Origin of the sequence: Micromonospora sp. CPCC 205739 (assembly GCF_036906795.1) — a bacterium.
In the GTDB taxonomy this organism is placed as follows: domain Bacteria; phylum Actinomycetota; class Actinomycetes; order Mycobacteriales; family Micromonosporaceae; genus Micromonospora.
Genome location: NZ_JBAKHS010000008.1, coordinates 219,902 through 241,389 on the forward strand (window position 1 = coordinate 219,902; position 21,488 = coordinate 241,389).

A 21,488-nucleotide genomic window follows, 5' to 3' on the forward strand; every position below is an offset into this window, starting at 1 on the left:
CCCGCCGCCGCTCACAGGTACGGGTCGAGCAGGGCCAGCACCGCCGCCGGGTCCTCCACGTGCGCGTTGTGCCCGAGGCCGGGCAGGGTCACCACCGGCACGCCCAGCTCGGCGAGTTGCGCGTCGGTGACCATCGGGTCGTGCTCGCCCCGGGCCAGCAGCACCGGGACGTCGGTGGCGGCCAGCAGGGCGGGCAGCTCCGGCGCGCCGACCGCGAAGGCGGCCGGGTCCATGGCCAGCCGCCAGCGGCCGTCCTCGACGCGCAGGCCCGCGTCGACCACCGGGTGGTCCGGCGCGAACAACCCGCCGAGGCCGGCCACCTTCAGGTAGCGGCGGGCCGCCTCGTCCCGGGTGGCGAACCAGGTCACCGGCCGCTCGGCCAGCTCCCGCGCCCGGGCCAGCTCGGTCGGCGACCAGACCGCCTTGATGCCCAGCCCCACCACCGCGTCGACCGGCAGCCCCGCCTCGCGGGCGGCCAGCGCCAGCGCGACCACCCCGCCGAGGGAGTGCCCGAGGACCACCAGCCGCTCACCCGGCCGCGCGCCCTCGGCCGCCGGGACGAGCCCCGCCGCGACCTGGCCGGCGAGCCCGGCGAAGGAGTAGCCCGGCAGTGGCGGCGAGAAGCCGTGCCCGGCCAGGTCCGGCGCCAGCCAGCGCCCCGGCCAGCGATGCTCCAGCAACGGCGCCCAGGGCAGCCACACGTCGCCGGTGGCGCCCATCCCGTGCAGCAGCAACAGCAGTCGGCGGGTACCCGAGTCGTCGGTCATGGGGCGCAGTGTGCCATCGCCCGGTTCCGCCGCGCGAGACCCGCTCCGACGACGACGGGCACCGACTCCCAGGGGAGCCGGTGCCCGTACGTGTGGCGGTGCGGATCAGGCCGAGTAGCCGCGGGTGGCGATCCAGTTCGCCAGGTCGATGGTGCTGATCCAGTACGTCGGCACGTTCGGGTCCGCCGAGTCGGCGATCCGGACCGTACGGCCGTCGTTCTTGTAGCCGACCACGGCGATGTAGTGGCCGCCCGGGAAGGAGTGCCAGCCACCGGCGGTGTCGGTGGCGGACCCCGCCACGTTCGCGACGACACCCCGCCCGTCGTTGATCGCCTCGATGACGTCGGCCTGGAGCCGGTCGATCTGCGCGGAGCTGGGGGTGCCCTCGAACATCCGGGTGCGGTACGGGTCGCCCTTGACCGACTGGTTCAGGACCCGGGTGGTGTCCCGCGCCGAGTTGGTGCCCATCTCGGTGGTGCCGAGCGGACCGGCCAGCTCGTCCTGGCTGCGCTCGACGCCGGCCGCGCTGAGCGCGTTGCGCACCGCCGCCGGGCCGCAGTTGTAGTAGGTGTTCTGCGCCTGGTAGTCGATCCGCAGGACCTTGGTCGACGGCGGCTTGGGGGCCGCCTTGCGGGTCAGGTCCGGGTCCGCCTTGCCCCTGGTGGCGGCCGACGGCGAGGCACTCGGCGAGGGCGACGGGCGGTGATTGGTGGCGGCGCGGGCCTGGCCGCGGGTGGCGATGTCGTCCAGCCGGGGCGCCACCTCGGCGGCGACGGCGGCCGAGGTCTGCTGGCGGGCGGGCGCCTCGTCGGCGAGCAGGGTGGTGGCGCCGGAGACCAGCACGAGCGCGGCGGCCGAACCGGCGACAAGCTGGTACGACCGCTCGCCGGCCAGCCGGCGCAGCTGCCGCTTCAGGGTGTGCTTCACGTGTTTTCCTCCACGGTACGAGGGCGGGAGCGGCGTGCCGGGCCGGCGCGTGACGGGACGTCACCCGCGGTGTCAGGACCGGTGTGGGGGCCGCTCGGCGGGGGTGCGCCCGGGCAGTGGCCGGGCGGCGGGGTGTGGGCCGGATCAGCGCGCGAGGGCGCGGCGGACCTGCGGGAACACCCCGGTACCGAGGTGGAGAGAAAGCCGAGGGATGCGAGAGTGCTGCACGAAGTGGAAACTCCTTCCGACACCGCCTACCGGGTTAGCTGACGGATTCGGGCGGGAAGAGCGCCCTACCACGGGCCGTGGCCCGCGGATTCACCCCAGACGTGCGTGGGTCCCCGGTTCGTGGAAATCACGATTGAGCGGGTCGGCGCGGCGTCGCCTCTTGCGATCGGAAACCGCACCGGACCGGGGCGACACTACTGGCCGCTCCACCTGCCCGCCAAGCGTCCCCAGCTGCGTAAACATGATCGGTGCCACGAATTTGCCGTACAGTTCGGCACTGACGTCACTCAATGGGACAGGCGTTTGTTATGGCACGGTCGGGTCACAACCGGACAGCCGGGCAGCAAGGTCCGCCGTTCGCGGCGATCGATGTCACCGACTGTTACCGATGACCGTTTCCCCGATTCCGGTGACGCGACTCACGGAATTCAGGTAACGATTCGGTCGCGCGTCAGCCCACCCGGGCCGGACGCCAGCGCGCCGCGGGCGTCGTCCGCGCCGCCGCCGTCGCCGCCCGTGGCGCGGGCACCCGCCCCGGACGCAGCCGCTGCGCCGCCGCGTACGCCTCGGCGGCCAGGGCGCGGGCCGCCTCGGCGGCCAGTTCGGCGTCCCGCCACGCCGACCGCTCCCGCCCGGCCGCCACCCGGTACGCGTCCCGCCGGCCGTCGCGGACCGCCCGGGCCAGCAGCACCTCCTGCTCGACCGGGTGCCGCCGGGGGTCCCAGCCGTCCCGGTGCGCGAAGACGTCCCGCAGCCGCTCCACGGGCAGCTCACCCCGCCAGTGGGCGGCCACCGCCGCCTGGTGCAGCCAACGCTCCCGGCCCGCGTACTCGGCCGGCGTGCGGGGGGTGTGCGGGGCGGGCAGCGCGGCGGCGCCGACGAAGCGGCGGGCGGCGGTCTCCGCCTCGTCGTACGCCTCCCAGGCCCGGTCCACCTCCTCCTGCGCGGCCAGCCAGGCCTCCCGCCACCGGCGGGCGGTCTGGGCGGCGCCGGCCGCGGCGACGGCGACCTCCTCGGCGTACCGGCGCAGGTCCGCCAGCTCCGTCGCGGGGGTGGTGGCCGGGGACGGATCGACGGCCGGGTCGGCGGCGGCCTCCCGCTCCGGGCGGGCGACCAGCACGGTGAGCACGGTCAGGGCGAGCACGAGCAGGGCCGACCAGATGGCGGCGGCGGTCGGGACCTCGACGAGGAACTGGTAGACGACGGTGTTCATGGTCGGCACCTCCCGGAAGGGGGACGCGGATGAGGAGTTTGCACGCGGCCCGGGGGCGGCGGGGCGAGGCCGAGGGCGACGACGCGTACCGGCGGGCGTGTGCGGTGATGGGGTTCTCGACAGGTGCGGTCGCGGGTCACCCCCGCGTGGGCGGTCAGCCGAGCGGCGGGGCGCGGGGACCGGTGGCGCCGACGGCCAGCCCGGCCAGGGGCAGCGGCGCGGTGACCGGGTGGGCCGGCCGGCCGGCCGGGTCGATCGAGGCGACCGGGTCGAGTGGGGCGGCGGGCGCGGCGACGAGGGCGCGGCCCGCGCGCTGGGCGTCCCCGACGCCGAGCGTGACGGCGGGCCCGGAGGTGAGCGTCGCGGCGGGGCCGGCGGTGAGCGTCGCGGCGGAGCCGTCAGCGAACGTGACGACGAGGGTGGCGGGGACGGCGGCGAGGTCGACGGCGGCCGCGCGGACGGCGGACACGTCGGGAACCGCCAGGTCGGCGAAGGCCGGCGCGTTGGCTGGGCGCGGGGCGGCGGCGAGCGCGCCGGCGTCGGGCGCGGCCGAACCGCCGAGGGAGAGCGCGACCGCCAGGGCGAGGCCGGTCAGCAGCCGGGAACTCCAGCGCGCGACCCACCACAACGGACTGGTGGGCGCGACCGGGAGCACGGCACCACGCTACCGCCGATGCCAGGTGATCGCAGCGTCGCCGGCGTGTCGGCGCGGCACTCACGACCGGGCGACCTACGAGCGCCTCCCGTTTGCGGCGTGTCGGGCAATCCCTCGGCAACGTCACCCCGACATGCCGCCAAAGCGGGCGAGGTCGACGGGCCCGGGACCGGACCGCGCTGGACCGGCCAGGGTGGACGGGGGTTCAGTGCGGGTCGCGCGGGCCCGCGTACTCGATCGGGCGGCCCGCCGGGGCGTCGGTGCCGGCGGCCCGGGGTGCCGGCGTGGCGCGCGGCGGCGGCTCGGTGTCCAGGGTGGACGGCTCGGGTGCCGGGGCGGGCCGGCGGCGGCGGGGGGCCAGGCGGCGCATCATCGGCGTCTCCACCCAGCGGTGCAGCAGGGCGGCCAGCACCAGGTTCACCGCCAGGAAGCCGAGCACCGCCAGCGGGCCCCACCAGCCGGGTAGCCCGACGCCGAGGTGGCCGGTGGCCCGCAGCACGGTGACCATCACCAGCACGTGCACCAGGTAGAAGGCGAACGAGACCTCACCGAGCCAGACCAGCCGGCGGTGCCGCCACGGCGAGGGCAGCCCGCGTACGTCCGCGTCCGCCGCCGCGGTGATGACCAGGATGTACGCCACGGAGAGGATCGCGGCCCAGAGTTCGGCCCGGATCCACTGCCCCGCCACCACCCAGGTGACCACGAAGACGAGGCTGGCCAGCGGCAGTCCGGGGCCCCGCCAGCGGCCGCGCCGCATCAGCTCGGCCGCCGCCACGCCCAGCCAGAACTCCAGCGAGCGGACCACCGGGAAGATCTGGGTGAACCACCAGGTGCTCTCCTCCGGCACCAGCGCCTGCCCCGGCCAGAGCGCCACGATCAGCAGCGGCACCGCCGCCACCACCGCCCAGAGCAGGCCGGCGCGGGCCCGGCGCAGGGCCGGCAGCACCAGCGGCAGGCAGAGGTAGAAGAACAGCTCGCAGGAGAGCGACCAGCTCACCGTGTTGATGCTGTAGAAGTAGCCGGGCGTCGGGTCCCAGGCCTGCACGAGGAAGAGGCTCTCCAGCGCGGCGCGGGGCACGATGGTGTCGGCGAACCACCACATCACCAGCAGCGCCGCCGCCCAGGTCAGCACGTGGTTCGGGTAGACCTTGGCGAGCCGCCGCCGCCAGAAGTCGCGCCGCCGGTCCCCGTCGCGGGCCGACCAGACCAGCACGAACCCGCTGAGGATGAAGAAGAACTGCACCCCGGAGAGGCCCAGGGTGAAGACCGCGCCGACGACCGCCTGGTAGTCCGGTTCGCCGACGATCCGCATGGTGCCCGCGTGGTAGCCGAAGACCAGCATCGCGGCCACCCAGCGCAGCCCGGTCAGCGAGGGCAGCCGGCTCGCGGCGGCCGTCGGTGCGCCCACCGCGCTCGTCATGTCGGGCACCCCGCCGTCGCCACGCTCACCCGCACGTACCTCTCCTCCCCCGGCCGCTCGCCGCCGCGACCGCGGCCCGACCCCGGACGGTGGCACCGGTCGGGCCACCGTCCGGGGACCCTACCGGCTGGTGGGACCGCCACCAGCGGGCCGGTGGATGGACTACCTCTCCGGCTTCGACTTCGCCTTCGGCACCCGGATCCACGGCACCATCACCGCGCTGGTCGCCGGCACCCCCGGCTACCTCTTCGCGCACGACTCGCGCACCCTGGAACTGGCCCGGTACTTCGACATCCCGCACCGGACGATGAAGCAGGTGCCCGCCGACGTGGACGCCGCCCAGCTCTACGCCGAGGCGGACTACACCGCGCTGCACGCCGGCCACCGGGCCCGCTACGAGCGGATGGCCGCGTTCCTCGCCGCGCACCGGCTCGGCAACGCGTTCGACGACGGCGACGCCGCCACCCGCTTCGACGAGCGGGTACGCGCCACCAGCTTCCCGCCCGCCGTCCGCCCGGCCACCGCGACCTCCCCGGAGGCCCTGCTGGAGCGGATCCAGTGGCTGCGCGAGCGCAACACCCAGCTGGGCGGCCAGCTGCGGACGCTGGAGGAGCAGCGGTTGCGGGCCCGGGTCAGGAAGGCGGTCGGCACGCCGGTGCGGCGGATCCTGAGCCGTTAACCCACCGCTCGGGCGCTGTTCAGTAACTCCATCTCCGCCGGATACGTCAGGTTCCGTGCCCGTCCACCCGGGTGCACCAGGGTGGCGGCGTGGTCAACGAGCCGACGCCCGCCACCGTCCTGCTGAGCATCGTCGTGCCGGTCCACGGGGTGGAGGCGTACCTGTACCAGTGCCTCGAGTCGATCCGGGCGGACGTCCCGGCCGGCGAGCGGGGCAGGGTGGAGCTGGTCGCCGTCGACGACGCCTCCCCGGACCGGTGCGGGGAGATGCTGCGCTCGTACGCCGCCGGCCGGCCCGAGGTGCACACCGTGCACCTGAGCAGCAACGTCGGCCTGGGCCCGGCCCGCAACGCCGGCCTGGACGTGGCGACCGGCGAGTACGTCTGGTTCGTCGACAGCGACGACTGGCTGCCGCCGGGCACCATCCCCGCGGTGCTGGACCGGCTGCGCGCGCACCGCCCCGACGTGCTGCTCGTGGACCACGTGCGGGTGCACGACGGCGGGCGGCGCGAGCTCGACGCCAGCAGTCCGCTGCTGCGCGGCGTGCCCGACGTGGTGCGCCTGGCGGACCGGCCGCAGCTGCTGCGGGTGCAGCACACGGCCTGGAACAAGGTGGTCCGCCGCGCCTTCATGGACGAGCTGGAGCTGCGCTTCCACCCCGGCTGGTACGAGGACATCCCGTTCAGCCATCCGCTGCTGATCGGCGCGGAGAAGATCTCGGTGCTGGACCGGGTCTGCTACCTCTACCGGCAGGGCCGGCAGGGGGCGATCACCTCCACCCGCAGCGGCCGGCACTTCGACGCCTTCGACCAGTACGACCGGCTGCTGGACTGGGTCGGGCGGCGGTACCCGGACGAGCGGCTGCGGGCCGAGCTGTTCGGGCTGATGGTCAACCACATGCTGGTGGTGGTCGGCAACGACGACCGGCTGCACCCGCACCTGCGCCGGGAGTTCTTCCACCGGGTGGCCGCACAGTACCGTCGCCACCTGCCGACCGGCGGCTACCCCCGCCCCGGCGGGGTGGTCGGGCTCAAGCACCGGCTGGTCGGCCGGGACAGCTACCTCGCGTACGCGGTGCTGCGTCACGCCCACCGGCTCGCCGGCCGGCTGCGCCGGCCCGCCGCGGCCCCGGCCGGTGCCGCGCCGCCCGCCGTGGACGGGGCCGCCGCCCGCGGGGCGGACCGGGCCGAGGTGAGCGACGCGCTGGCCGGTCGCGGCGCGCCGTGACGACGAGTTCCGTCGCACCGCCGTGCGCGTCCGGAGCCGGGTCGGAGGCCCACGGCGGCGCAGTTTTCCAGGTCGTCCACGGACGACGAGGCAGGGACCGCGCCCGGGCGCGGACGCACAGCGGACAGAGGTCGGCATGACGACGACAGTGAAGATCGGACCGCACGTGGTCGGGACCGGGGAGCGACCCTTCGTGGTCGCCGAGATGTCCGGCAACCACAACGGTGAGCTGGACCGGGCGCTGGCCATCGTTGACGCGGTCGCGGCCAGCGGCGCGCACGCGCTCAAGCTCCAGACGTACCGGCCGGACACCATCACCATCGACGTCGACACCCCGGCCTTCCGGATCTCCGGCGGGCACGAGCTGTGGGGCGGGGAGAACCTGTACCGGCTCTACGAGCGGGCGCACACGCCGTACGAGTGGCACGCGCCGATCTTCGCCCGGGCCCGCGAGCGGGGGTTGACCGTCTTCTCCTCGCCGTTCGACGCCACGGCGGTGGAGCTGCTGGAGGAGCTGGACGCGCCCGCGTACAAGATCGCCTCGTCGGAGCTGGTCGACCTGCCGCTGATCCGGCTTGTCGCCGGCACCGGCAAGCCCCTGGTGATCTCGACCGGGATGGCGACGGTGGCCGAGATCGACGCCGCGGTGCGCACCGTCCGCGAGGGCGGGGCCGGTGGCATCGTGCTGCTGGCCTGCACCGCCTCCTACCCGGCCCCGCCGGCGGACAGCAACCTGCGCCGCATCCCGGTGCTCGCCGACGCGTTCGGCGTGCCGGTGGGGCTCTCCGACCACACCCCCGGCATCGGCGTACCGGTGGCCTCGGTGGCGCTGGGCGCCTGCTTCATCGAGAAGCACGTGACGCTGGACCGCGCCGACGGCGGGGTGGACTCGGACTTCTCCCTCAACCCGGACGAGCTGGCCGCGCTGGTGGTCGAGTCGGGGCGGGCGTACGCGGCCCTCGGCGGCACCGCGATCGGCCCCACCCCCGCCGAGCGGGAGGGGCTGCGCTTCCGCCGCTCGCTCTACGTGGTGGCGGACGTGCGGGCCGGCGATCCGGTGACCGCCGAGACCGTGCGGTCGATCCGGCCTGCGGGCGGGCTGCCGCCGGTGGAGATCGAGAAGGTGCTGGGCCGCACCTTCGCCGTCGACGTCCCGCGCGGCACTCCGCTGAGCTGGGATCTCATCTGAGTCGAGCGCGTCGCGCCCGGTCCGCCCCCGGACGGACCGGGCGGACCGGTTGCGGCCTGCCGACACGCCGCGGGGCGGGCAGCGTCACGGGCCGAGGCGCGGCGGGGCGAAGGCCACCGTGACCACCAGGTCGTGCAGACGCAGGGTCCGCCACACCGCCGGCGTGTCCGGGGGTACGGCCAGCCCGTGCCGCCGCCACCAGGCGGCCACCGGCGCGTCGGCCAGCTTGCAGAGGCTCTCCGCCCGGGTCCAGCGGGCCCAGAAGTCGGCCCGCCCGAAGCGGTGGGCCAGTGCGGGCGGGACGTCCGCGTCGGCCCGTTCGGCGTCCACCGCGACCCGCCAGCCGGGGGTCGGTGGGCCGTACCAGCCGACGCAGCGCCCGTCGTCGAGGTGGCTGCGGGTGACGGCGTGCCCCAGGTCGGCCGGCCGGCCCACCCGCAGGTGCCGTTCGGCGGCGCCGAGCAGGGCCGGCACCGGCCGGGGCGCGCGGGTGGCGGGCCCCGGCCGGGACGGGGCGTCAGATGGAGGCCGCACCGTCCACCACGACGACCTGGCCGTTGATGTTGGTCTGCTCGCGCAGCAGCATCCGCACCACCGGCACGACCTCCTCCGGCTCGGTGAGGTGGCCGGTCGGGGTGCGCCGGACGATCTGGTCGAGCTGGGTGCTGCCCAGCACGGCGGACATCTCGGAGGCGAAGAAGCCGGGTGCCACCGCGTTGACCAGCATCCGGTCGCCCAGCTCGCGGGCCAGCGAGCGGGTGGCCGCGTCCATGCCGCCTTTGGTGGCCGAGTACGCCACCAGCCCGGGAAAGCCGCGCTGGGCGCAGATCGAGGTGACGTTGACGATCCGCCCGCGCCGCCCCTTGCCCAGCATCCGGCGGATCACCAGGCGGGTGAGCTGCAACGGCGCGGTCAGGTTGGTCTCGATGATCCGGGCGATGTCGGCGGTGGAGGTGTGCACGTGCAGGGAGTCCTGCCCGACGGCGGCGTTGTTGACCAGCCCGTCGATCGGGCCGAGCCGCTCCTCCACCTCCCGGACGAAGGCCTGGGTGGCGGCCGGGTCGGTGACGTCGACGGCGCCGACGTGCACCCGGTCGGGGTGCGCCTCGGCGAGCTTCTCCAGCTCCGGCGTGACGGTACGGGCGAAGGCGGCCACCCGGACGCCGGCGTCGAGCAGGTCGGTGACGATGGCCAGGCCCAGCCCCCGGGAGCCGCCGGAGACGAGGACCACGGTGCTGGGCGGGACGAGCGGGGAGTCAGACATCGCTCTTCAACGTCTCCTTGACGGGAATCTCGGTGAACATGCGGATGCGGCGCGGTACCGCGTACTCGGGGAGCCGGTCGGCGCACCAGCGCACCAGCGTGGCCTCGTCCAGCGGCTCGCCGGACGGCGTCGGCACCACCTCGGCGACGACCATCCGGCCGAGCACCGGGGCCCGCCGACCGGTGACCCGCGCCCAGGCCACCCCTGGGTGGGCGGTGAGCACGCCCCGGACCAGCCCGGCGGAGACCTTGCTCCCGCCGACGTTGATCTCGTCGGAGTCGAGCCGGCCGGTGATCAGCACCCGGTCGCCGACGATCTGCACCCGGTCGCCGGTGCGCACCGGCCCGGCCAGCCCGGCCCCGTGGTACGGCGAGCTGACCACCAGTTCGTCGCCGTCGACCGCGAGCCGGGGCCGGCCGGGCACCTCCCGGTCGAGCCAGTCGACCGGGAAGCCGGCGCGGCCGTCGTGCACCACGATGGACGCGCCGACCTCGGAGGAGGCGTAGATCCAGGAGATCCGGGCGGCCGGGAAGACCGCGCGGAGCTGGTCCAGGACGGCCTGGTCGACCGGCTCCCCGCCCAGGGTGAGCTGGCGCAGCGGCACCCGGGCCAGGGCCGCGCCGTCGCGGTGCAGGGTGCGCCGCCAGAAGGTCGGGGTGCCGGAGGCGGCGTCCACGCCGTGCGCGGCGGCGACGGCCGGCCAGTCGTCCAACTCGTCCGGGTCGACCACCACGAGGTGCTGCCCGGGCTGGGTCAGCGACAGCGTCACCACCTGCCACCAGGCGTACGTGCCGGGGGCGTACGGACAGAGCCAGGTCCGCGACGGCTGGGCACCCCGGACGGTGGTCAGCGAGTCCAGGGTGTGCCCGACCCGCTTGGGCCGCCCGGTGGACCCGGAGGTGAGCAGCCAGAGCCGGCCCGGCTCGGCCGGGCGGGGACGGGCCGGCGGGACCGTCACCGGTCCGTCGGCGTCGAGTGTGGTCAGCGCGAAGCCGGCCGCGCGCAGCTCGTCGCGCATCGCCGGGTCGACCCGGTGCGCGGTACTGAGCAGCAGCTCGGTGCCGTGCACCGCGTGCTGCCGGGCGGCGGTCAGGGCGTCGGCGGAGCCCGCGGCGAGGACGGCGGCGGGCGACGGCAGTGCCGGCGCGGGAAGGGCCCGCCAGGTACGCGCGACACCGCCGACGACGACCCGGTTGTCCAGGCCGGCCGGGGTGGAGGTCGTGATGGTCACTGCCGCTGGAGCGTGCCGAGGAAGTCGAGCACGTCGCCGACGGTGGCGATCCGGCGCAGGCCGGGGGCGTCGAAGTTGAGCTCCTCCCCCGTCTCGTCCTCCACCCGCAGGGCCAGCTCGGAGAAGTCCAGCGACCGGAAGCCGATCTCCCGCAGGTCGGCGGCGTCGTCGTCCGGGAGCACCTTGCCCTGGTTGGCGAGCACCTGCGCCATGAGGTCGCGGATCTGCGCGCGACTCAATTCGTTCATGCGGCGGAGTGTACAGCCCCGGAATTGCCCTCACCATTTCCCGGGTAGGGTTCCCGAGGCCCGCAGGAATCGAACGGAAAGAGGTCGGGGTGCTGCGTGAGGCGACCGAGGAAGACGTTAACCTGATGTTGTCCTGGCGTAATCAGGAAACCAACCGGCAGGTCAGCAAGAACAGTCATGAGATCACCGCGGCGGAGCACGCCACGTGGTGGTCGCGGGTACGGACCGACGCCACCCGCCGGGTGCTGGTGTACGTCCACGACGGCGTGCCCTGCGGCGTGGTGACCTTCTTCGACCTGCGGCTGGACGGTCCGCGTACCGGCTCGTGGGGCTTCTACCTGGACGCCGAGGGGCTGGCCGAGCGGGGCGAGACGCTGCCGGTCTGGCTGGCGGTGATGCGGGCGGCGGTGGACCACGCCTTCGACGAGTTGCGCCTCGACCGGCTCGACGGCGAGGTGCTCGCCGACAACACCGTGGTACGCCGGATGAACCGCCGGTTCCGGTTCGTCGAGGGCACCGAGGAACGTCAGGTGCACGACGGCCGGGAAATCGCCGTCGTCCCCGTTTCCCTGCACCGGGAGAATCGTCGCCGGCGCTGATGTCGACAATTGTCCGTCGCGCATTAACCGGCCGGCCATTCCCCGTTCATCAGGGGGCCGGAAAAATCGGTCAGGCGCGCCGCCAGGCCGCCCAGTGCTGGCCGGGATTGCCGCCGAGGCGGACGAATCCATAGCGGGCGCCGTCCCAGTCGTCCGGGGCGCCGGGCGCCCACCGGGCGAAGACCACCTCGGTGCCGGCCGGCGGCTGCTCGGCGAACCACCGCACGTCGGTCCAGGTCACCTGGTGGCTCAGGTTGAGCCGCAGGATGTAGTGCACGCCGACCGAGGCGTGGACCCGCTCGCCGGGTCGTACCCCGAGGTCGGCGACGCGCGGGGTCGGCGCGGTCGCCGCCACCATCGGCCGGACCAGCCGGTCGGTGATCACCTGCATGGTGCCGAGGTTGACGACGACCAGCGCGGCGAGCACCGGCACCCGCAGCCTCGGCACCCGGACGGCGGCGACCAGCAGCACGCAGGCCAGCGCGCCCACCGCCGCGCCGGTGAACGGGCGGAATTCGCGCCAGCCGCCGGTCAGCGCCATCAGGTCGGGCGCGCCGAAACCGCCGTAGCGCAGCTCGTGACCCCGGCTCGCCACGTAGGCGAGCCGGGCGGCGATCAGCGCCGCGCCCGCCACCAGCAACCCCACCGCGACGGCCGCCCGGCCCAGCAGCACCCGGTACGCCACGGTGAGCAGCACCCCCACCCCCACCAGCAGCCAGAACGGGGCCAGCATCTGCACGTACCGCCCGTAGATGGCGTCCAGCGGCTTGGTGGTGATGCCGGCCAGGATCACCGACGCGCCGCCGGCCACGCCGACGCTGGTCACCAGCGCGACGCCGAGCGTCCAGCGGACGGCGGCGTCGCGGCCGGGCCGGCGCAGCTCGCGCAGGGCGGCGGCCCAGGCGATCCCGGCCAGCCCGAACGTGATCACCACCAGGTACCAGAGCTGCGTGGCGACGGCCGCCCCGAGCCGCAGCAGCCCCCGGCCGGAGGCGACGGCCCGGACGGTGCCGCCGCCGGGCGGGTTTCCGAGCAGGTAGACCCGGTCGCCGAGCAACCGGATGCCGGCGGAGTTCACCAGGGCCAGGGCCAGCACCGGCAGCACCGCGGCGAGCACCTGCGCGGGGGTGGCCCGGCGACGGACGAGCAGCAGCAGGACCAGCCCGGCGTACACCGCCACGATCACCAGGCCCCGGGAGTGCAGCAGGTGGAACGCGCCGACCAGCGTGCCGACCAGGGCGGCGGCCGGCACCCCCGGCCGGGCGATCCACCGGTGCACGGCCAGCAGCCAGGCCAGCACCAGCGGCGCCAGCACCGCGTCGATCATCGCCACCTGGGCGTAGAAGGCGGTGGCCGGCAGGGTCGCGGCCACCGCGGCGGCGACCAGCGCGGACGACCGGCGCAGCGCGAGCAGGCGGCGCGCCAGCAGGTACGCCAACGGCAGCACGGTGGCGTTGACCGCCGCGTTGATCAGCTGCACCAGCCGGTAGCTGGCGGTGAAGTCCCGCTCGCCGAGGAACGCCGGCGAGATCAGCATCGGGTAGCCGACCCGGCGCAGCGGTCCGTTCTCGCTGCTGAAGCCGCCCGGCCCGCCGGCGAGCGCCCGCGCGGTGTTGAGGTAGCTGTCCTCGTCGGTGTGCGCGATCGGCAGGGCGACGTGCCGGGCCAGCCACATCCGCCAGGCCACCCCGGCGAGCCAGCCCAGGACCAGCAGCGCCGGCACCAGCCAGCGCCGCCGCCCCGGCGACGCCGCCGCCTCGGCCGGGGCAACTGCCCGTTCCCGTACGTCGGTACCGGACGTCATCGTCGCCTCCTGCTCGCTGGGTGGCCCCGGCGACCGTCGGTCGGCAGGGGTCGGTGCTGGTGCCGGCCCGGCGCCCGCCAGTGGCCGGATCTTGGACACCTGCCGTTCCGCTCGAACGGAAACGGTCCAGGATCTCCGGCAGGCGGGGCGGGGGCGCCATCGATTCGAGGCGCCGGGACGGTGGGGGGCGGCCGACGGCCGGGAGCCGCCGGGGGCCGCGCGGCCACTGTAGCCACGACCGATCCGGCAGGTCAGCCGCGCGGCGCGGTCGGCGCAAGTGTTCGCCTGCCGGGTGTCCGGCATTCACGGGACCAGCGCGGTCGGTTCACCCGGGAGCGTCGGGGTGTTAACCCGCCGTGGTTAGCGTCCGTCCGGTCGCGTGGCCCCCGGCCGCCGGCGCACAACCTGCGATCATGGGAGCACCACATTGAGCGAGCTGACGGGATCCTCCATCCTGGTCACCGGCGGCACCGGTTCCTTCGGTAGGACCTTCCTCCGGCACATCCTGGCCGAGGCCGACCCGGCCCGGGTGGTGGTCTTCTCCCGCGACGAGCTGAAGCAGTACGAGCTGCGCCAGCAGCTCGGCGACGACCCGCGGCTGCGCTGGTTCATCGGCGACATCCGGGACCGGCACCGGCTGACCCGGGCGATGCACGGCGTCGACCACGTGGTGCACGCCGCGGCGCTGAAGCAGGTGGACACCGCCGAGTACAACCCGTCGGAGTTCATCGCCACCAACATCACCGGCTCGCAGCACGTGGTGGACGCCGCGATCGAGGCCGGCGTGCGGAAGGTCATCGCGCTCTCCACCGACAAGGCGTCCAGCCCGATCAACCTGTACGGCGCCACCAAGCTGGTCGGCGACAAGCTCTTCGTCTCCGCCAACCACTACGCCGCCCAGCACCCCACCCGCTTCTCGGTGGTCCGCTACGGCAACGTGGTGGGCTCTCGCGGCTCGGTGGTGCCGCTGTTCCGCCGGCTGGCCGCCGAGGGCAGGAGCCTGCCGATCACCGACAAGCGGATGACCCGGTTCTGGATCACGCTCGACCAGGCCGTCCAGTTCGTCATGGACAGCTTCGACCAGATGCAGGGCGGCGAGCTGTTCGTGCCGCGCATCCCCAGCATGCGCATCCTCGACCTGGTCGAGGCGGTCGCCCCGGACGCCACCACCCACGAGATCGGCATCCGGCCGGGCGAGAAGCTGCACGAGGAGATGATCGCGCCGGACGACAGCCGGCGGACGCTGCGCGCCCGGGACCGGTTCATCGTCCAACCCACCATCGCCACCTGGGGCTACCAGCCGCCGGTCGGCTGCGAGCCGGTGCCGGACGGGTTCGCGTACCAGTCGGACACCAACGACGAGTGGCTGAGCGTCGAGCAGCTGCGCGACATGCTCGGCATCGGCGCGTGACGGCGATGCTCCCGTACGGGCGGCAGTCGGTCACCGCCGACGACATCGAGGCCGTGGTGGCCGCGCTGCGCAGCGACTGGCTCACCACCGGTCCGCAGGTCGCCGCCTTCGAGGCCGACCTGGCCCGGTGGACCGGCGGGGCCGGCTGCGCGGCGGTCTCCAACGGCACCGCCGCGCTGCACGTGGCGTACGCGGCGGCCGGGGTGGGCCCCGGCGACGAGGTGGTGGTGCCGCCGATGACGTTCGTCGCCACCGCCAGCAGCGCGGTGGCGCTCGGCGCGACGGTGGTCTTCGCCGACGTCGAGGACGAGACCTTCACCCTGGACCCGGCCGCGGCCGCGGCGGCGACCACCTCCCGTACCCGGGTGGTCTCCGCCGTCGACTACGCCGGCCATCCAGCCGACTACGACGCCCTGCACGGCGCCCTCGCCGACAGCGACGCGCTGCTGCTGGCCGACGCCGCGCACTCCATCGGCGGCACCTACAAGGGCCGGCCGGTCGGCTCGCTGGCGGACCTCACCACCTTCTCGTTCTTCCCCACCAAGAACCTGACCACGGCCGAGGGCGGCGCGGTCGCCACGGCGGATGCGGAGCTGCTGACCCGGGCGCGCCGGTTCCGCAACATCGGGCTGGTCCGGGAACGCGACGCGCTGCGCTGGCCGGACGAGGGCGGCTGGCACCAGGAGGTGCACGAGTTCGGCCTGAACTACCGGCTGCCCGACGTGCTCTGCGCGCTGGGTCGCAGCCAGCTGCGCCGGCTCGGCGACTTCCTCGCCGCCCGCGCCCGGCTGGTCGCCCGGTACGACGAGGCGCTGGCCGACCTCGACGGCGTACTGCGGCCCGGCCGTCGCTCGTGGGCCGCCCCGGCCTGGCACCTCTACCCGATCCGGGTGCTCGACGGACGCCGCCGCGAGGTGTACGACCGGATGCGGGCCGCCGGCATCGGCGTACAGGTCAACTACCTGCCCGCGCACTGGCACCCGGCCTTCGCCGACCTCGGCTACCGGCGCGGATCCTGCCCGGTGGCCGAGTCGTTCTACACGCAGCAGCTGTCGTTGCCGCTCTTCCCGACCCTGACCGACGCCGACCAGGATCGCGTGATCGACGCGCTGGGCGCGGCGCTGCGCGGCGTCACGGTCCGTCCCGTCGGCGCCTGACGGGGGAAGGCGATGCACCACGCGAACCACTTCTACGGACACGCGCACGTGCTGGCCCGCTACTGCGGGCTGGGCGACGGGCACCCGCCCCGGATCAACGGGTACGTCCAGCACGGCTGGAACATCGGCGACGGACTCGCCCCCGGCCACCCGTACGCCGAGTTCACCCCCAGCCTGCTCTGGTCCGAGCAGACCCGGCGGCGGGCCTGGTCGGTGGGGCGGCGCAACGTCGTCACCGTCGGCGCGCCCTTCGCCTACCTGCTGTCCCTGCGGTCGCAGGACCCGCCAGAGGCCCAGCGGGAGGGCACCATCTGGTACCCGTTCCACGGCTGGGAGGGCCAGCACGTCAAGGGCGACCACAAGGAGCTGATCGCCCGGATCCGGGCCACCGAGCCCGGCCCGGTCACCGTCTGCCTCTACTGGCACGAGTACGGCATGCGCCGGGTGCGCCGGCTCTACGAGAACGCCGGCTTCCGGGTGATCTGCCACGGCTACCGCGGCCACTGGTGGAAGGACACCGACCCGCTCTTCCTCGACAAGCAGCTCACCGAGCTGCGCCGGCACAAGCGGGTCGCCTCCAACCGGCTGACCAGCGCCATCTTCTACGGCATCGCCGCCGGCTGCGAACCCGCCGTCTACGGCGACCCGATGATCCTCGCCGCCGAGGACCCCACCTTCGGCGGCACCGCCCGGATCCGTCGACAGTGGCCGGAGCTGCACGGCGAGTCCGTGGACCTGCCGACCGCCTTCGAGATCGCCCGCGCCGAGCTGGGCACCGACCACCGCTGTACGCCGGCCGAGCTGCGCGAGCTGCTCGGGTGGGCGCACCTCCAGGAGGAGAAGAGTTGACCACACAGAGGCTGTCGGGAAACCCCGGGGCGGGCGAGGCGGAGTCCAGCCGGCGATCCGGCAAGGCGGAGATCGGCCCGGATACCGGTGTTGTATCCGGACCGATCTCCAACGCGGCCGGTCGTCGGCTGGGCCCGCCGCAGCCGCCGCGAGGTTTCCCGACAGCCTCTCGGACGGCGGCCCGGATCGCGCTGCCCGGCGGGGAGATGCTGGCCTGGTCCGACCTGCCGGAGGAGCGGCTGCCCGACGGCGGGCCGCTGGCTGCCCTGGCGGCCCGGGTCGTACCGGCGGGGGCGCGGGTGCTGCTGGCCGGGCCGCACGACCCGGTGCTGCTGACCCGGCTGGCGCACGCCGAGGTGACCTGCCTGCTGCGCAGCCACCCGGACGGGGTGGCGCTGGCCGACCGGGCCGCCCGGGTGGTGGTGGGCGGCCCGGCCGGCCTGCCCGCCGGCGACACCTTCGACGTGGTGATCGCCGCCGCCGGCGTGGACGCGGTGGAGTCGGTGGAGGGCCCCCGGCTGGGCTGGGACGGCGTGCTGGACCGGCTGGTACGGGCGCTGCGGCCGGGCGGGACGCTGCTGTTGCGGCTGGACAACCCGCTCGGCGTGCATCGGCTGGTCGCCGCCTCCCCCTGGTACGCCGACCGCGCCGACTCGGCGTGGACCGTCGGCGGGGTGCTCGACACCGGCCGGCCGGCCAACCCGGAGCAGCTGCGTGCCCGGCTCACCGCGGCGGGACTGCGGCCGCAGGCGTGCTTCGCGGCGTACCCCGATCCGACCGCGCCGACCGCGGTGGTGGCCGCCGACGAGCTGGACCGGCGGAGCACCTCAGGGCTCTTCGACGCGGTGCTGCACGGTGCCTGCGCGGTCGGCGCCGGCGACAGCACCGTGCTCCAGGACCCGGCCCGGCTCGCCGTCGACGCGCTGCACGCGGGCCTCGGCTCGGCGCTGGCGCCGGGCTGGCTGCTGCTCGCCCACCGACCCGCCGACCCGGACGCGGATTCCGGGCCGCCCGGCGGGGGCGACCCGTCGCCGGACGCCCTGCCGGTGGTGCTGGTACAGACCGGGCCGCCGGGGATCGGCGTGGCGGAGGTGATCGACGGGCCGGACGGCTGGCGGTGGCGGGTGACCGGCCGGGTGAGCCGGCCGGAGCCGGCGCCCTTCGCCACCCGGGAGGTGGCCTACCGGGACGCGGGCGCGCTCGACGGGCCGGTGCCCGAGGGGCGGCTGCTGCGCACCCTGCTGCTCGACGCCTGCCTGCGCCGCGACCTGGACACCCTGCGCCGGCTGCTGCGCGGGTACGCGGCCTGGCTCGCCGCCGGGGCCGACTCCGACGGCCGGCTGGGCGGCTCAGTGGCCCTCGCTGGCACGGACAACGTGGTGCTCTCCGGCGACGCACACGCGGTGCTCGACCCGAGCTGGCGGGCCGCCGCGCCGCTGGAGGTCGACGTGGTGCTGGCCCGGGGCCTGTGGCGGTTCGCCACCGCGCTGCTCACCGGCGGGTACGCCCACCCCTGGCCGTCCACCCTGGACGTCGCCGGTCTGACCGTGGTGCTGGGCGGCCTCGCCGGCCGGGAGCTGGACCGGGCCACCGTCGACGCGGCGATCGAGGCGGAGGCGGCGGTCGCCGCGGCGCTGCGCGGCCTCGACGCCGACGGGCGGGTCCGCCTCGCCACCGAGCTGCGCGCGGTCGAGCCGACCGACCCGCCCGCCGGACTGCGCAGCTACCAGCAGCTGCGCGAGGCCTGGGTACGCCAGCGGGAGGAGCTGACCCGGCTGGGCGCGCTGCTCAAGTGGACCGAGGAGCTGCTGACCTCGCGGGAGCGGGCGCTGCGCCGGGCCGACGCCACCATCAACCTGCTCAGCGGCTCGCTCAGCTACCGGGTGGGCCGGCTGGCGATCACGCCGGCCCGGCTGGCGAAGCGGGGCGCCCGCGCGGCCAAACGCCGGGCCCGGGAGGCGCTGAACCAGCGCGGCCCCCGGGAGGAGCAGCAGTGAGCGTCGGACCGTCGGGCGCGGGCGGCGCCGCCTCCCCGACCACCGCGCCGTCCCTGGCCGGGCGGTCGGGTGAGGCGCGGATCGTGGGGATCGTGCAGGCGCGGATGGGATCGTCCCGGCTGCCCGGCAAGGTGCTGCGGCCGCTGGCCGGGCGCAGCGTGCTCGGCCGGGTGGTCCGGGCCGCCCGGGACAGCGGCGTGCTCGCCGACCTGGTCGTGGCCACCAGCACCGACGCCGTCGACGACGCGCTGGTCGCCGAGTGCGACCGGCTGGGCGTGCCGTGCCACCGGGGCCCGGTCGACGACGTGCTGGGCCGCTTCGTCGGCGCCCTGGCCGCCCACCCCGGGGACGCGGTCATGCGGTTCACCGCCGACTGCCCGCTGCTCGACCCGGAGATCATCGCGCTGGTCGCGGCGGTGTACCGGGCGGTGCCCGGCCTCGACTACGCCAGCACCTCGATCGCCCGTACGCTGCCCCGGGGGCTGGACGTCGAGATCATCCGGGCGGACGCGCTGCGGACCCTGGACCGGCTCGCCACCGACCACCACCGGGTGCACGTCACCTCGTACGCGTACACCCACCCGGAGCTGTTCCGGGTGCTCGGGGTGACCCTCACCCCGGACCGCTCGGCGCTGCGACTCACCCTCGACACCGAGCAGGACTGGGCGCTGGTGCGCGCGGTCACCGACCACTTCGGCGACGTGAGCGTGCCGCTGGCCAAGCTCGCCGACTGGCTGGCCGACCGGCCCGCCCTGCGCGCCCTCAACGCCGACGTACGCCAGAAGCGCCTGGAGGAGTCCTGAACGCCCCACGGATCGGGTTGCGCTGCGACGCCGGGCCCCGGCGCGGCGTCGGCCACCTGGTCCGCTGCCTGGCTCTCGGCGAGGAGTTCCTGGCCCGGGGGGCCCGCGTCGAGCTGTTCGGCACCGTCGAGCGGGTCGGCTGGGCGCAGGGGCAGCTGGCGGCACGGGGCATCCCGGCGCACCCCGGCCCCGACACCCCGGCCGGGCTGGTCGAGGCGGCCCAGCGGCACCGGCTGGACGCGCTGGTGCTCGACTCGTACGAGCTGGACCCGGCCGGGGCGGGGGCGCTGCGCGCGGCGGGCGTGGCCACCCTGGCGATCGTCGACGGCGACACCCGGGGGCAGGACGCCGACCTCTACCTGGACCAGAACTTCGGCGCGCGGACCGCCGCGCCCGCCGGGCGGCTGCTCGCCGGCACCCGGTACGCGCTGCTGCGCGACTCGGTGATCGGCGCCCGACCGGCCGCACCGAGGCAGCCCGCGCCGGTGGGCCGGCCGCGGGTGCTGGCCTTCTTCGGCGGAACCGACGCGCTCGGCGCCGCCCCGGTGCTGACCCGGGTGCTGCTGGCCACCGGGCACCCGATGGAGCTGACGGTGGTGGTGGGCCGCCCCGAGGTCGAGGCCGAGCTGGCGGCGGTCTCCCCCGGCCGGGGCCAGTCGCTGCGTCCGGTCCCGCCCACCGACGAGCTGCCCGCCCTGATCGGCACGGCGGACCTGGTGGTCAGCGCGGCCGGCACCTCCACCTGGGAACTGTGCTGCCTCGGCGCGCCGTCGGCGCTGGTCAGCGTGGTGGACAACCAGCGCGAGTCGTACCACCGGGTGGTGGACCACGGGCTGGCCGCCGGCCTGGGCGAGCTGCCGGAGCTGGCCGCGGCCGGGATGGCGGGCCGGGCGGCCCGGGCGGCGGCCGCGCGGACCCTGACCGGCCTGCTCACCTCGCCCCGGCGGCGGGCCGCGCTCGCCGCACGGGCCTGGGCCACCGTCGACGGGCGCGGCCGGGGCCGGGTGGCCGACGCGCTGCTCGACCTGGTCCAGCGCGGCGATCGTACGCCTGTACTAAACCGCTGATAGGGTGGCGGCATGACGCAGGCCGCCTACCAGCCGTCGATGCTCGACCTCGCCGACGCCGGGCCGTCGCTCGGGCCGCTGCCGGGCGGGCTGCGCCGGCACGTGCTCACCCGGGGCGCCTGGGTCGACCACCTCCCCGGCTGGGTGCGCGGCTCCGACGCGGTGCTCGACACCCTGCTGACCGAGGTGCCGTGGCGGGCCGAGCGGCGCACCATGTACGAGGCCGAGGTCGACGTCCCCCGCCTGCTCTGCTGGTACGCGGGCGGCCGCCCGCTGCCGCACCCGGTGCTGACCGAGGCCCGCGAGACGCTGACCCGGCACTACGCCGCCGAGCTGGGCGAGCCCTTCGTCACCGCCGGCATGTGCCTCTACCGCGACGGCCGGGACAGCGTCGCCTGGCACGGCGACACCCAGGGCCGCTCGGCACACACCGACACGATGGTCGCCATCGTGTCCTTCGGCTCGCCCCGGCCCCTGCTGCTGCGTCCGCGCGGCGGCGGTGCCAGCCTGCGCTTTCCCCTCGGGCACGGCGACCTGGTGGTGATGGGCGGCTCCTGCCAGCGCACCTGGGAGCACGCCATCCCCAAGACCACCCGCCCGGTCGGCCCCCGCGTCAGCGTCCAGTTCCGCCCCACCGGCGTAGCCTGACCCCCCCGCCGACCGGGCCGCCCCGGCCCGGATCACGCCGGTGATCATGAAGTTAGCGGCGCGAATTGTCGGAATCGGTGCCGCTAACTTCATGATCAACGGCCAC

General features: G+C 75.3%; 21 protein-coding genes and 1 riboswitch. Of the genes, 11 read left to right on the forward strand and 10 right to left on the reverse strand.

Annotated features, from left to right (window positions below; all coding sequences use genetic code 11):
* Positions 1–11: 11 nt before the first annotated feature.
* The 5 genes from V6U88_RS14885 to V6U88_RS14905 all read right to left on the reverse strand — a co-directional run bounded on the left by V6U88_RS14885 (position 12) and on the right by V6U88_RS14905 (position 5,210).
* Positions 12–767, reverse strand: coding sequence for an alpha/beta fold hydrolase (locus tag V6U88_RS14885; protein ID WP_334453396.1), 756 nt, complete (start codon positions 765–767; stop codon positions 12–14).
* Between the two features lie 105 nt (positions 768–872).
* Positions 873–1,694, reverse strand: coding sequence for a C39 family peptidase (locus V6U88_RS14890; RefSeq protein ID WP_334453398.1), 822 nt, complete (start codon positions 1,692–1,694; stop codon positions 873–875).
* 236 nt (positions 1,695–1,930) lie between these two features.
* Positions 1,931–2,072: riboswitch (cyclic di-AMP (ydaO/yuaA leader) on the reverse strand.
* Between the two features lie 301 nt (positions 2,073–2,373).
* A complete protein-coding gene (locus tag V6U88_RS14895; protein ID WP_334453400.1) occupies positions 2,374–3,135 on the reverse strand; it encodes a hypothetical protein in 762 nt (253 codons plus the stop codon).
* A gap of 154 nt (positions 3,136–3,289) precedes the next feature.
* Positions 3,290–3,790 carry a hypothetical protein gene (locus V6U88_RS14900; RefSeq protein WP_334453402.1) on the reverse strand — a complete coding sequence of 167 codons (501 nt, stop codon included), beginning with the start codon at positions 3,788–3,790 and terminating at the stop codon, positions 3,290–3,292.
* A 205-nt stretch (positions 3,791–3,995) separates the two neighbouring features.
* Entirely contained in the window at positions 3,996–5,210 is a 1,215-nt protein-coding gene (locus V6U88_RS14905; RefSeq protein ID WP_334453404.1) for an acyltransferase family protein, read from the reverse strand.
* A gap of 130 nt (positions 5,211–5,340) precedes the next feature.
* On the opposite strand from V6U88_RS14905, the gene V6U88_RS14910 reads away from it, so the two are divergent.
* The 3 genes from V6U88_RS14910 (at position 5,341) to pseI (ending at position 8,304) form a co-directional block, all read left to right on the forward strand.
* The gene (locus V6U88_RS14910) at positions 5,341–5,889 is read left to right on the forward strand and encodes a polysaccharide pyruvyl transferase family protein (protein WP_334453406.1); all 549 of its coding nucleotides are present in this window, start codon (positions 5,341–5,343) and stop codon (positions 5,887–5,889) included.
* An 89-nt stretch (positions 5,890–5,978) separates the two neighbouring features.
* Positions 5,979–7,115, forward strand: a complete 1,137-nt coding sequence (locus V6U88_RS14915) for a glycosyltransferase family 2 protein (protein ID WP_334453408.1) — start codon at positions 5,979–5,981, stop codon at positions 7,113–7,115.
* A gap of 136 nt (positions 7,116–7,251) precedes the next feature.
* Complete coding sequence (pseI, locus tag V6U88_RS14920) at positions 7,252–8,304, forward strand: pseudaminic acid synthase (RefSeq protein ID WP_334453410.1); 1,053 nt, start codon at positions 7,252–7,254, stop codon at positions 8,302–8,304.
* An 84-nt stretch (positions 8,305–8,388) separates the two neighbouring features.
* On the opposite strand, the gene V6U88_RS14925 is transcribed toward pseI, so the two are convergent.
* Genes V6U88_RS14925 through V6U88_RS14940 form a run of 4 tightly spaced genes read right to left on the reverse strand, consistent with a single transcriptional unit; the run spans position 8,389 to position 11,047 of the window.
* Positions 8,389–8,838, reverse strand: a complete 450-nt coding sequence (locus V6U88_RS14925) for a hypothetical protein (protein ID WP_334453414.1) — start codon at positions 8,836–8,838, stop codon at positions 8,389–8,391.
* Positions 8,822–9,568: an SDR family NAD(P)-dependent oxidoreductase gene (locus tag V6U88_RS14930; RefSeq protein ID WP_334453416.1), complete on the reverse strand. Its 747-nt coding sequence runs from the start codon at positions 9,566–9,568 to the stop codon at positions 8,822–8,824. Before V6U88_RS14930 ends, V6U88_RS14925 begins: the two co-directional genes overlap by 17 nt.
* Positions 9,561–10,799 (reverse strand): AMP-binding protein, encoded by a 1,239-nt coding sequence (locus V6U88_RS14935; protein ID WP_334453418.1) that lies wholly within the window; start codon positions 10,797–10,799, stop codon positions 9,561–9,563. The genes V6U88_RS14930 and V6U88_RS14935 overlap by 8 nt, the downstream gene beginning before the upstream one ends.
* Entirely contained in the window at positions 10,796–11,047 is a 252-nt protein-coding gene (locus V6U88_RS14940) for an acyl carrier protein (protein ID WP_170285331.1), read from the reverse strand. Before V6U88_RS14940 ends, V6U88_RS14935 begins: the two co-directional genes overlap by 4 nt.
* A gap of 89 nt (positions 11,048–11,136) precedes the next feature.
* On the opposite strand from V6U88_RS14940, the gene V6U88_RS14945 reads away from it, so the two are divergent.
* Entirely contained in the window at positions 11,137–11,646 is a 510-nt protein-coding gene (locus V6U88_RS14945; RefSeq protein WP_334453422.1) for a GNAT family N-acetyltransferase, read from the forward strand.
* Between the two features lie 70 nt (positions 11,647–11,716).
* Here V6U88_RS14945 and V6U88_RS14950 read toward each other — a convergent pair whose 3' ends face one another.
* Complete coding sequence (locus V6U88_RS14950; RefSeq protein ID WP_334453423.1) at positions 11,717–13,450, reverse strand: hypothetical protein; 1,734 nt, start codon at positions 13,448–13,450, stop codon at positions 11,717–11,719.
* 427 nt (positions 13,451–13,877) lie between these two features.
* On the opposite strand from V6U88_RS14950, the gene pseB reads away from it, so the two are divergent.
* The 7 genes from pseB to V6U88_RS14985 all read left to right on the forward strand — a co-directional run bounded on the left by pseB (position 13,878) and on the right by V6U88_RS14985 (position 21,382).
* Positions 13,878–14,861: a UDP-N-acetylglucosamine 4,6-dehydratase (inverting) gene (gene pseB / locus V6U88_RS14955; RefSeq protein ID WP_334453425.1), complete on the forward strand. Its 984-nt coding sequence runs from the start codon at positions 13,878–13,880 to the stop codon at positions 14,859–14,861.
* The gene (locus V6U88_RS14960; protein ID WP_334453427.1) at positions 14,858–16,018 is read left to right on the forward strand and encodes a DegT/DnrJ/EryC1/StrS family aminotransferase; all 1,161 of its coding nucleotides are present in this window, start codon (positions 14,858–14,860) and stop codon (positions 16,016–16,018) included. The genes pseB and V6U88_RS14960 overlap by 4 nt, the downstream gene beginning before the upstream one ends.
* A gap of 12 nt (positions 16,019–16,030) precedes the next feature.
* On the forward strand, positions 16,031–16,867 hold the full coding sequence (locus tag V6U88_RS14965; RefSeq protein WP_334453429.1) for a hypothetical protein: 837 nt from the start codon (positions 16,031–16,033) through the stop codon (positions 16,865–16,867).
* A gap of 206 nt (positions 16,868–17,073) precedes the next feature.
* On the forward strand, positions 17,074–18,864 hold the full coding sequence (locus V6U88_RS14970) for a class I SAM-dependent methyltransferase (RefSeq protein ID WP_334453513.1): 1,791 nt from the start codon (positions 17,074–17,076) through the stop codon (positions 18,862–18,864).
* 53 nt (positions 18,865–18,917) lie between these two features.
* Positions 18,918–19,667, forward strand: coding sequence for a glycosyltransferase family protein (locus tag V6U88_RS14975; RefSeq protein ID WP_334453514.1), 750 nt, complete (start codon positions 18,918–18,920; stop codon positions 19,665–19,667).
* Positions 19,664–20,734 (forward strand): PseG/SpsG family protein, encoded by a 1,071-nt coding sequence (locus V6U88_RS14980; protein WP_334453515.1) that lies wholly within the window; start codon positions 19,664–19,666, stop codon positions 20,732–20,734. The genes V6U88_RS14975 and V6U88_RS14980 overlap by 4 nt, the downstream gene beginning before the upstream one ends.
* Before the next feature lie 12 nt (positions 20,735–20,746).
* Positions 20,747–21,382 (forward strand): alpha-ketoglutarate-dependent dioxygenase AlkB, encoded by a 636-nt coding sequence (locus tag V6U88_RS14985; RefSeq protein WP_334453431.1) that lies wholly within the window; start codon positions 20,747–20,749, stop codon positions 21,380–21,382.
* Positions 21,383–21,488: the final 106 nt, after the last annotated feature.